11 protein-coding genes are annotated in these 11,693 nt (G+C 35.6%); 1 reads left to right on the top strand and 10 read right to left on the bottom strand.

Annotated elements, in window-relative coordinates:
• The 5 genes from AC57AW_RS13025 to amaB form a co-directional block, all read right to left on the bottom strand.
• A complete protein-coding gene (locus AC57AW_RS13025; protein ID WP_318845994.1) occupies positions 1–456 on the bottom strand; it encodes a transcriptional regulator in 456 nt (151 codons plus the stop codon).
• Between the two features lie 115 nt (positions 457–571).
• Complete coding sequence (locus tag AC57AW_RS13020; protein ID WP_496352215.1) at positions 572–1,084, bottom strand: GNAT family N-acetyltransferase; 513 nt, start codon at positions 1,082–1,084, stop codon at positions 572–574.
• Positions 1,085–1,230: 146 nt separating this feature from the next.
• The gene (locus tag AC57AW_RS13015; RefSeq protein ID WP_047422808.1) at positions 1,231–1,461 is read right to left on the bottom strand and encodes a DUF2007 domain-containing protein; all 231 of its coding nucleotides are present in this window, start codon (positions 1,459–1,461) and stop codon (positions 1,231–1,233) included.
• 61 nt (positions 1,462–1,522) lie between these two features.
• Positions 1,523–2,848, bottom strand: coding sequence for an L-lysine 6-transaminase (lat, locus tag AC57AW_RS13010; protein WP_496352214.1), 1,326 nt, complete (start codon positions 2,846–2,848; stop codon positions 1,523–1,525).
• Positions 2,849–2,962: 114 nt separating this feature from the next.
• The gene (gene amaB, locus AC57AW_RS13005; RefSeq protein ID WP_318845997.1) at positions 2,963–4,513 is read right to left on the bottom strand and encodes an L-piperidine-6-carboxylate dehydrogenase; all 1,551 of its coding nucleotides are present in this window, start codon (positions 4,511–4,513) and stop codon (positions 2,963–2,965) included.
• A gap of 135 nt (positions 4,514–4,648) precedes the next feature.
• On the opposite strand from amaB, the gene AC57AW_RS13000 reads away from it, so the two are divergent.
• Positions 4,649–4,798 (top strand): FAM210 family protein, encoded by a 150-nt coding sequence (locus tag AC57AW_RS13000; protein ID WP_047375093.1) that lies wholly within the window; start codon positions 4,649–4,651, stop codon positions 4,796–4,798.
• A 191-nt stretch (positions 4,799–4,989) separates the two neighbouring features.
• Here AC57AW_RS13000 and AC57AW_RS12995 read toward each other — a convergent pair whose 3' ends face one another.
• From AC57AW_RS12995 to AC57AW_RS12975, 5 genes are all read right to left on the bottom strand, one after another.
• Positions 4,990–5,178, bottom strand: a complete 189-nt coding sequence (locus AC57AW_RS12995) for a type II toxin-antitoxin system antitoxin (protein ID WP_496352212.1) — start codon at positions 5,176–5,178, stop codon at positions 4,990–4,992.
• A gap of 84 nt (positions 5,179–5,262) precedes the next feature.
• On the bottom strand, positions 5,263–6,129 hold the full coding sequence (locus AC57AW_RS12990; protein WP_318845999.1) for an SPFH domain-containing protein: 867 nt from the start codon (positions 6,127–6,129) through the stop codon (positions 5,263–5,265).
• Between the two features lie 336 nt (positions 6,130–6,465).
• The gene (gene ccsA / locus AC57AW_RS12985; protein ID WP_496352211.1) at positions 6,466–9,741 is read right to left on the bottom strand and encodes a cytochrome c biogenesis protein CcsA; all 3,276 of its coding nucleotides are present in this window, start codon (positions 9,739–9,741) and stop codon (positions 6,466–6,468) included.
• A 275-nt stretch (positions 9,742–10,016) separates the two neighbouring features.
• Positions 10,017–10,598: a Crp/Fnr family transcriptional regulator gene (locus AC57AW_RS12980; RefSeq protein WP_496352210.1), complete on the bottom strand. Its 582-nt coding sequence runs from the start codon at positions 10,596–10,598 to the stop codon at positions 10,017–10,019.
• A 278-nt stretch (positions 10,599–10,876) separates the two neighbouring features.
• The gene (locus AC57AW_RS12975) at positions 10,877–11,515 is read right to left on the bottom strand and encodes a cysteine hydrolase family protein (RefSeq protein ID WP_318846002.1); all 639 of its coding nucleotides are present in this window, start codon (positions 11,513–11,515) and stop codon (positions 10,877–10,879) included.
• Between the last annotated feature and the right edge of the window lie 178 nt (positions 11,516–11,693).

Raw genomic sequence — 11,693 nt, 5'->3', positions numbered from 1 at the left:
TTATAGTTTATTAAGAGATTCCTGAATATTTTCTATGTTTTTGTTTAAGAGTGCTTTGTAAACTTCTATTCTTTCATTGTATCCATCGTCTTTACTTTTTTTAAAATTGTTTAAATCATCTAATAGTTTCATTTCGTCCTTCATTTTCTGGACAATTTTTTCGAATCGTATTTTTTTGTATTCATCATTGATGAAAAAATACCGCTTCCGCTCATCCATTTTGTTATGATCAACAATAAGCTGAGCATTTAACAATAATGAAATACTGGTAGAAACGGAGCTTTTGCTCGCGGAGAGCACTTCAACAAATTCGTCAAAAGTAATTCCTACTTTCTCATAGTCAAAAAGAAGGTAGGAATAGATTTTTGATGCTAAAGGGGGTAAGCTGAACACGGTGCCATAAAATCTTACGGCATCCTGAAAAATTTTCTCATCAATTTCTATACTCTGGTGCATATATAAAAATTTGAACAAAAGTAAAAATTAGTTCAGAACCAAACGAACAAACCTGATAGAGTTTATAAATACAGGGCGGTTTAAAAATTCAATGAAAGATGATTTAACTTTTTGCTTAAATTATAATCTTCTCAAAAGCCTTTCTCATGCCATCTCTTAAAAGAACCTCTCCACAATAAGAATAGCCTCTGCCTTCAAGGATTTTCAACATGGCAATATTGTCATGATTGGTATCTACTTTAATACTCTGAATGTCATGGGATTTGGTAAACTCTTCGATATGATCAAAAAATTTCTTTACCATTCCCTGTCCTGCAAATTTTTCATCCACAGCTACTCTATGAACCACCACGAATTCTCCATCACTCAGCCACGCTCCTTCAATGGTACTGTAAGCTGGTTCATCATTCAGAATCAGGGCTCCATAAACTGCAATTTCGCCGTCTACTGTCAAAACATGTCCGAAACCTTTGGCAATATCACTTTCCACAGTTCCCAGATTAGGATATCCGTTCTGCCATTGGGTACTTCCATCCTGTCTTCTTCTTTCAATTGATTGCTGGATAATTTCCCAAATTCTGTTTCTGTCTTCAATTTCCGATTGTCTTAGTTTGATCTCTGGGTTCATGTTATAAAATTTGATTAAAAATTAAAAGATTGAATGATTAAAGAATTAAATTAATCTTTTAATGGTTTGTAATTAATTAAAAAACCGAAAATTAATGAGAATTAATTTTCGGTTTGAAGTAGTAAAATTTAAAATTATGAAATTGTTTATTGATTTTCACTTTGTTGAAGGTAAGCATCAATAATTTCAAATGCTTTTTTTTCTTCTTCCAGATCTACCATTACCTTCAGCGAAGTTGCTGTTGGGGTTGTGGTAAACGTAAGATAGTTATTTTCAACGGTATTTGTAATTTGCGCGTCATCCAATTTAGACTTAACCAACTGAATTTCTGAAGGGTTATCACTTTCATAAACTGATACTCTCGTACTTCTTTCCATATTCTAATTGTTTGAGTATCTAAATATACGATATATTTTTCAAAATTACAAATCCCGGGTTTTAAATTTTATTAATATTGCTTTCAATTTTGTCTAAAGCAAGTTGAATTTCTTCCTTTGTCACATTCAAATGAGGTCTGAAACGAAGAGACTGATCTCCACATGAAAGAATGATTAATCCATCGTTGAAAAGCTCATTCATCAAGTGATTTCTTTGTTCTCCAGATGGCAGGTCAATAGCGCACATCAAACCTCTACCTCTTGCATTTGAAATTTTTTCAGGATATTTTTCAGCAATAGCTTTCAAGCTTTCCAATAAGAAGTCCCCAACCACTCTTGCATTCTCAACCAGGTTTTCTTTTTCAATCACTTCCATTACCAGTTGGAAACGAAGCATATCAATAAAGTTTCCTCCGAATGTAGAATTGATTCTTGAACTTTCTCTGAAAACATTGTTCGGAACTTCATCAAATTTTTCTTTATTGGCTAAAACACCACAAACCTGTGCTTTTTTACCGAAAGAAATGATGTCCGGTTTTGCTGTAAAGTGTTGGAATGCCCACATTTTTCCTGTAATAGCGATCCCTGTCTGAACTTCATCAAAAATAAGTAAGATTTCGTTGTCATCACAGATTCTTCTTAATCCTAATAAGAATTCGTCTCTGAAATGGTTGTCACCTCCTTCTGCCTGAATAGGTTCTATGATGATACAAGCCACTTTATCAGGGTGCATCAAGATAGCCTCTTCAATCTGAAGTAAAGCAAGGTTTTCATTTTTGATTGTTTCTTCAAGGTTTTCTTCTGTAATCGGGAATTTTAATTTCGGGTTTAAAATTCTCGGCCAGTTAAACATTGGGAAATATTGGTACTTTCTTGGGTCAGAAGTATTGGTTAAGCTTAAAGTATAACCGCTTCTTCCATGGAAAGCCTGTTTGAAGTGAATGCAGATTCCTGCTTCTGTTTCTAATCCTTTTGCAAAATTTTTGCGGGTCTTCCAGTCGAAGCATGCTTTCATCGCATTTTCAACGCCCAGAGATCCACCTTCGATAAAGAAAGCATATTGTAATTCTTCAGGAATAACCACTCTTTCGAATACTTCAAGGAAATGAGCATATTCTTCCGAGTAAACGTCAGCCAAAGTAGGTTTGTTCACAGCCATTTTTCCCAGCCATTCTGATCTTTCTAAAAGGTAAGGATGATTGTATCCGATAGATGCTGATGCAAACATAGAAAACATATCCAGGTATTCTCTATCTGTAAGTTTATCATAAAGCCATGATCCGTGTGATTTTTCAATATCCATCACAAAATCGAAACCGTCTGCCAACACATGTCTTCCTACTATTTCTTTTACTTTATTTGCTTTTATATCTAATATCTGTTCCATAATAAATTGTTGTGTGATTTAATAAATGAATGATTAAATGATCCACAAAGAATGAATCATTTAATCATTCAGGTTATTAAGTTTTATGTTTTTTGAGTGTTTTAAGTAAAGCTTTTATAAATCAAATTTAATCCCTTGTGCTAAAGGAAGCTGTGCGGTGTAATTGATAGTATTGGTTTGTCTTCTCATATAGTATTTCCAAGCGTCTGATCCAGACTCTCTTCCTCCTCCTGTTTCTTTTTCACCTCCGAAAGCTCCACCAATTTCTGCACCGGAAGTTCCGATATTTACGTTAGCAATACCACAGTCTGAACCTGCATGAGAAAGGAATAATTCTGCTTCTCTTAAGTTCTGAGTCATGATCGCAGAAGACAACCCTTGTGGAACATCATTCTGAATAGCAATAGCTTCCTCTAGTGTTTTGTATTTGATCAGATACAAGATCGGTGCAAATGTTTCATGCTGCACAATCTCGTATGAGTTTTTCACTTCTGCAACGCAAGGCTTCACATAGCATCCGGATTCGTAATCTTTTCCAGTTAAAACTCCGCCTTCAACAGCGAATTTCCCACCTTCTTTTTTACATTTCTTGATAGCTTCTTCGTATTGATTTACTGCATCAGTATCAATCAGTGGACCTACATGGTTATTTTCATCCAGTGGATTTCCGATTTTCAGCTGCCCGTAAGCTTTTGTCAATCTTGATTTCACTTCATTGTATACACTTTCGTGGATAATCAGTCTTCTTGTTGAAGTACATCTCTGGCCTGCAGTTCCTACAGCTCCGAAAACAGCTCCAATGATAGACATATCAATATCAGCTTCTTTTGTAATGATAATAGCGTTGTTTCCACCTAATTCAAGGATAGATTTCCCGAATCTCTCTGCTACTTTAGAAGAAACCATTCTTCCTACTCTTGTAGATCCTGTGAAAGAAACAAGGGCTACTCTTTTATCATCTACCAATTTCTGCCCGATTTCGTGGTCTGATACCAATACACTTGAAAGTCCTTCAGGAAGATTGTTTTCCTTTATTACTTCCATCATGATATTCTGACATGCAATGGCACAAAGTGGTGTTTTTTCAGATGGCTTCCAGATCGTAACGTTACCACAGATCCAAGCCAATGCTGTATTCCAAGACCAAACGGCTACCGGGAAGTTGAATGCAGTAATGATTCCTACAACCCCTAGCGGATGATATTGCTCATACATTCTGTGTCCAGGTCTTTCAGAGTGCATGGTGTATCCCTGAAGCTGCCTTGAAAGTCCTACAGCGAAGTCGCAGATGTCAATCATCTCCTGAACTTCTCCAAGTCCTTCCTGTAATGATTTACCCATTTCGTAAGAAACAAGTTTACCAAGATCGTCTTTATATTCTCTTAATTTTAAGCCCAGCTGTCTTACGATCTCTCCTCTTTTTGGAGCCGGGATCAGCCTGAATTCCTGAAACGCTTTTTGAGCAGTTTCAATTACTTTGTCATAATCACTTTCTCCGGAAGTTTTTACTTTAGCGATCAGCTTTCCATCTACAGGAGAAATGCTTTCAATCACCTTTCCTGAAGCGAAATATTTCCCGCCTGTTGAGGTACCTTTATTTTCTTCTTTAATACCTAAATTTTTCAGCGTTTTTTCGATTCCGAAATCCTTTACTTTTTTTGACATAAAATCTTACTTTTCGTTCTCTCTAAAGATAAAAATATTATGTGAACCTCAAAACTTTAATTTTTAATGTGTTTTTTATTTGGACTAATTATAAACATGTTTATCTTTGCAGGGTAATCATTTTGATAATCACCAATGGAAAATTCACAAGAAAATAACTCAAAGCTTAAGAAGTGGTTCAAGCGTGTGGGATGGGCAGGACTTGCTTTCTTTACCATTAAAGGCTTGATTTGGCTCGTCATATTCTACGTTGGAGCAGACAGTCTTCAAAGTTGTATAAAATAAAAAAGCAGAGAATATTTCTCTGCTTTCTTTTTGGTATAAGGTTAATTGAATTGTTATTTATTTATTGAAAAGCTAAAAAAAGAATCCTTTTTTATATTTTCTGCAATTTCAAAAAGAGAAGAAATACTATCTTTTGGCAGATCTGCTCCCTAAAAAAAGCATTTATACTCCTCAATTCTTCCTTTTTAAAACTACTCCTTCTTCTTCCTCCCTGCGTTGATCAGGCTTTGATGCAACAGGTATTCTATCTGTCCGTTTACACTTCTGAAGTCATCATTGGCCCACTTTTCAAGGAGTTTATAAGTAGACTCATCTATCCTTATCACAAAAGATTTTTTGCTTTTGTTTTCTGAAGAGTTCTGAGCTTTTTCTGATTTCATTTTCTAAAATTCTCTAACATTATTTCTGACTATCCCAGCGTAGATAAGATCTGCACTAGAATCTATTTGTTAATTTTTCACTTCTTAATTATAAAGTGTTCCCGCATTTAATATTGGTGTAGCTGCTTTTTCTCCGCAAAGAACTACCATTAAATTGCTTACCATTGCCGCTTTTCTTTCATCATCAAGCTCAACAATGTTTTCTTCTGAAAGCTTTTTCAATGCAAGATCTACCATTCCTACAGCTCCTTCCACAATCTTGGTTCTTGCTGCTACAATAGCTGTTGCCTGCTGTCTTTGAAGCATTGCTCCTGCAATTTCCGAAGCATAAGCAAGGTGCGAGATTCTCGCTTCCTGAATGATAATTCCTGCTTTTGAAAGACGGTCTGTAAGCTCCTGCTCCAAAATAGAATTGATTTTATCTCCTCCTTCTCTAAGGGTAATGGGAGCATGATCATCTTCTAAATTATCATAAGGAAAACTCATCGCCAAATGACGTACCGCTGCCTCACTCTGCATTTTCACAAAGTCTGAATATCGCTCTACATCAAAAGCTGCTTTATAAGTATCTCCCACTTTCCATACCATAACAACTGCAATTTCAATAGGATTTCCCATTTTATCATTTACTTTCAAAGTCTGTCCTTGTAAATTCTCAGAACGTAAAGACATTTTCTGTGAAGAATATAAAGGATTGATGAAGAATAATCCGTTCTCTTTTACACTCCCTACATATTTTCCAAAAAAGTTCAGCACTCTTGAGTGGTTGGGCTGAATGATCATTAATCCTTTCAGAAAAAAGCATGAAGTAAGGAAACAAAGCATCGATAGTACCACGAAAGTAATGCTCTGATCTACTCCACTCACAAAGAAATAAACAGCGGCCACAAACAAAATGAGACAAATCACTAATGTCAGATAGCCGGACATAGGTTTTAAGATTTTTTCCATAATTGAATTTTAATTTGATATTATTTTGATATCATAAAGATGGTGATAAATTTTGAATTATGAGTTATGAATTATGAATTTTTTACGGGCTTCGTGATTCGAGGTGTTTAACTAAGCGCAAAGTTCGCAAGGTCAATTTGTTTTATATTGCGTTTTATTTTTTTTCGCAAAGGCACTTCGTTTTGCTGAGTGAAACGCCTTTGCGAACGATCAATCAACACAATAAAAAATCATTGCATACTTAGCGTTAAAACAGCTTACCCCAATGTCAAAAAAAATAGAAATAAAAAATCCCGGAAAGTAAATTCCGGGATTTTAATTGATATGTTGAACGTTTTATTTCTTTGTTAAGGTTTTAAACTTGAAATAAGAAACAGCTGATAAAAGAATCATTGTTCCTATTCCGATGTATACCCAAGCCGGTACTGGCACCGGATCTCCCGCTGCATACGAGTGAAGTCCGCTTAAGTAGTAGTTTACTCCAAAATAAGTCATTACCATTGAGCAGAACGCAAACATTGTTGCTACGTGGAATGCCCATCTGCTTCTCAATCCAGGTACTAATCTCATGTGCAGTACAAATGCATATACCATGATGGAAATGAAAGCCCATGTTTCTTTCGGGTCCCAGCTCCAGTATCTTCCCCATGATTCGTTTGCCCAGATTCCTCCTAAGAAGTTTCCTACTGTTAATGCAAACAATCCGATGGTTAATGACATTTCAGAAACGATTACTAATTCCTTCAATGTAGTATCGTGGTGAATTTTATACGTTTCTTTATTAGAGATAATATAAAATACCAATGAGATCACAGCAATAATCATCGACAGGGCGAAGAATCCGTAACTGGATGTAATAATCGCTACGTGAACAATTAACCAATAAGACTTCAGTACCGGAACAAGCGGCGTGATCTGCGGATCAAGAGCTGAACCTCCGTGAGCAAATCCCATCATGATAACAGCTACCATAAACCCGGCTGCAGGAATTAACGCATTTGAGTTTCTATATAGTAATAAACCTGCTGTAATACCTACCCAAGAGATGAAGATAATTGCTTCATATCCGTTACTCCATGGTGCGTGTCCTGAGATATACCATCTTGCTACAAGTCCTAAGAAATGACATAGATATCCTACTAGACCAATCGCAATAATTACTTTAATAATTTTATTTAAAATCTTATTAGATTTAAACAACTCAACAAATCCTAAGATTAAAAGAAGCCCTCCAACAAGAGTATAGAAAATCAATAATTTGAAATTAATATCTGCTTTATTCATGAAAACCTCAAGATCAACTTTAGATTTTGCAGGAACTACTGCCTTACCCCATTTCTGCTGGTATTCTGAAAGCTTCGCCAATTCTGTATCTGCTTTGCTCCAGTTCCCTGTCTTCTGTGCAGTAAGTGCTTCTGCAAAGTAAGGTCCCATCACTTGCTGAGATTCCATATCCGGTTCGAATTTCTGATCTAACCATGAATGCCATGTATGATTGGCATCATTTTTCACAGGAACAATTCTCATAAACTGACCACTGAAGAACTCATTGAAGATCTGTACTCTTTCGTTTACAGCAATGATTTCTTTATCATAATTAGTCTGCTCAGCCGGTTTTTTACGGAACGCTGTGTTATAATCGTGTTCCAGAATATAAGTTAAGTTTCCGTTAGCATCTGCCGGGAAAAGGTTCATCAATGAAGTGTACCCCTCTTCATCAGCCTTTGTTTTATTTTTCAGTTCATCACCACCTTTAGGTCCCACTTTGATCATTGGAACCATTGTCCAGCTTGGTGTATCTGTATTGATAGAAAGGAACCACTGGTTGGCAGTAAGAGACTTTCCGTCTGTTCCTTTGAATTCGTCTTTTTTGTATAGTTTTCTTAAAACATCCAATGCTTCTGTATTGATAGGAACAATTCTTCCTTCAAAACTTTGTACCAAAAGATATCCGAATTTATCAGCATGTTCTTTACTGATTTTGTTTCTTGCAATAATTTCATCAGCAGAAATAGATCTCATTTTCCCCATTGGAGTTGCCAATGAATTCTGTTTTGGAGCAGCGCCATCAAGCGGTTGAGCAGATGGAGCCGGAGCATGGGTATGATTATCACCTTCTACATGAATATGTTCTCTGCTTCCGTCAGTAGTTCCATGAGTTTCAATTTTCTGTGCATTTAATCCTAAGCTTAAAAACACTAAAAGTATTGTTGCTGCTTTTGTCTTCTTTTTGTTTGCATCAATCAGCATTTTATTCAGTTTCCAGAAGTGAGTTCCTTTCCAAAAGAAGATTACAAACATTCCTAAGAATAAAAGAGTGTATCCGATATAAGAAATTAAAGTTCCCCAGTAATCATGGTTTACAGAAAGAACAGTTCCCATTCTGTCCGGATCAAAACTTGACTGGAAGAAACGGTATCCACCATGGTTTAGAACGTGGTTCATATAAATTTTATAAGGCGTTTCTTTTCCTCCGTCAATGATCTTTACATGACTTTCATAAGCACTTGGAGATGAACTTCCCGGATAAGTTTCCATAACGAAGTCATCCAGTTTTAATGCAAAAGGAGTATTGTATACTTTAGGTCCGAATCCAACCATAATGTTTAATCCGTCCATAGTAACCTGTTTGTAGGCGTTAGGATTTCCTTTTTCAACAGAAAGGTCTACCAGCTGCTTTGTTTTTGGACCCTGCAGCTCTATCTGAAGCATATCCGGAACATTAGCATCCTTCTTTCTGTCACCTTCAATAGCCATCAGTCTTCCTTTTTTAAGACCTTCAGGAACTACAAGTTTCAGTTCGTTGATTGTATATAAACTTCTTAATACCAAAGGCTGGAACTCATTTTTCACAGTACTTCCTGTTGCCTGAGTAGCCATGGTCATAAAGCTTGCATCTACAGGTGTTTTGATAAATAATTGTCCTCCTTCATTTTTGAATTCAACCGCTCCTTCAATAGCTCTGTTGAATGTCACCAAAGTTCCGTTGATCGATTTTGTATCACCCGGTTTGATGTAAATATTTTGTCTTCCGGTACTTCCGGTAGATACCAAATGAAGATATTCTGCTCCGTTTGGCTCAGCGATAAGGCTGTCTTTTTTTCTTTGAATGTATTCCTTAGCAAACACTTTCACTTCTTTTCCGTGGAAGTCATAGGTTGCTTTAAGATCTTTGTTCAATGGAGACATCAAATAAGGAACATCCTGATAGTTAAGAACATCACCTTTTTCTTCGATCTGGATTTTAAAGAAATTTTTATCCGTTACGATCTCGTTGGAAGTTTCGCCTTCTCTGATGTGCATAGTCCCTTCGAAACTGATGTATCTAGTGATGGCACCACCGATAAAAATAAAAATAAAGGCAAGGTGAAAAACAAGAACCGGCCATTTCTCTCTTTTCCATAGTCTGTATCTTCCGATATTTCCTATGAAGTTAAGAATGAGCAGGACCATGATCAGTTCGAACCATTTGGCCTCATAAATTAATGCTTTTGCTGTAGGAGTTCCGTAGTCGTTTTCTAAGAACGTTGCATAAGCCATTGCAAATGCGTACACCAGCAGCAATACAGCCATTGTCCTGGTTGAGATAAGAATATCTTGGAGCTTCTTCATGATTTAATTGTACTTGACATGCAAAAATAAGCATGATAAACCATAAAGAGCTTAAAAAAAGCTGTTTTTTGTCACTTTGGCCTCTGTTTTGCTTATTTTGAAAGATTCTTAATAAGCCTGAAAATATTAAGGAAAATTCAATTCCTAAAACCGAAAAAATAGAGATTCATAATACCTATATCCGTAATTGAAGGCTTCTATTTTTAATTTCAATCATACTTTCCGAAACCACCCCGAAAATAGTCAATATTCTGAATTATTTCGAAAACCAATTTTCAACTATTCTTAACGATTTTCTTCCTGATTTTACTTAAAAATTCATGAGTTATTCCCAAATAGGAAGCAACCTGCTGCTGAGTAAGCCTCTGCTCCAGTCCCGGATACTTTTCAAGAAATTCAAGATAACGTTTATCTGCCGTTTTACCCGTTAATGAAAGAATCCTTCTCTGCAATGCTACTGAAGATTTCTGGTTCATGATCCTGAAAAGTTTTTCTATCTGAGGCATGATCTCGTACAGATGTTCTTTGTCTTTTTTGGAAATTATCAGTACTTCGCTGTCTTCAAGGGCTTCAATATTCAGAATGCTCGGAACACTATTGATAAGACTGTCTATATCTGTAATCCACCATCCTTCTACAGCGAAATATAAAGTCTGCTCGAATCCGCTTTCATTGAGGTAATAGGTCTTAAAACAGCCACTCAGAACAAATCCTTCAAAAATACAATAATCACCTTCTTTGAGAACGACTTCTTTCTTTTTAAATTTTCTGAATTCAAAAGGCTTTACAAACCGGTTGAAATCTTCTTTGGAAAGATTCACATAGTTGCAGATGTTTTTATAGAGCAGATCAGACATTCTATTATTTAAGCAAAATAAAGGTATCAAAATTATTGACACCTATATTGAATTAAGTTATGTTAAGTTATTTTTGTTTCTAAACAATGGAACTTCAATTTTTTGTTGGGTAAACGCAAAGGCGCAAAGTTTTATTATACATTTTGTTTATTTTAAGACGCAAGAAAATCGAAGATTTTCAGCAAAGTGAACCTATTAAATTTTATCGGAGATAAAATCTTCGCGTCTTATAGCATAATTTTAAATATCATTTTGCGCCCTTGCGTATCCAAAGAAGCCTACTTGCTTAAAAATTCATTTGTATTCATTACGTGGGCATAAAGATTTCCAAGAGCAGAAATTCCCGCTAAAAAAGATCTTTGAACCTCTGCAGCCTTTACCACTTCCCCATTCAGTTCCCGGTTTCTGGTTGCCGTGGCATCTCCAATTATCGTATTATTAAATCCAAAGTCGAAAGCAGCTCTCGTAGTTGCCTCTACACAAACATCCGTCATCATTCCTGTAATGACCAGATTTTTGATTTTCTTTGATTGAAGATAACTCAAAAGATCAGTTTCCCTAAAGCTGTTCGGAAAATGCTTGACAACTACTTTTTCATCTTCTTTTGGTGAAACCAGATGATTGATTTTAGCACCTTCTGTATCCGGGAGAAAAAAAGCAGCTCCCTCATTGTCAGAAATATGTTGAATATGAATAACAGGAAGATTATTTTTCCTGAAATATTCTAAAACCTTTTTGCTATTTTCTCCAGCCTGCTCAGCTTTTTCCAATGTCATTTTTCCTCCTGGGAAATAATCATTTTGTACATCGATAATTAATAATGCAGTGTTTTCCATTTTTTGTTTTTGTGCGTTCATTGTAATCAGTGAAATAAAGATCAGACCTAAGGTCAGGATAGTTTTGAATCTGTTTTCCATATGTGAAATTTTCTGAGACAAAATTATAGCTGTTTAAAATCCTGACCTTTGAACTAGTTCAAAAAACGCATCTGATCTTTAATAATATCAATCATAATTTTTAATAGTATTATTTTTTTCATTTCTATATATTTAAATCAGAAATTTTATTATCTTTTTTTAAAGAAATACAAATATG

Source organism: Chryseobacterium sp. BGA-UO-ETr-SB22 (assembly GCF_059567885.1).
The sequence above is the reverse complement of the archived record's forward strand: the minus strand, read 5'-3'. Positions and strand labels throughout refer to the sequence as shown.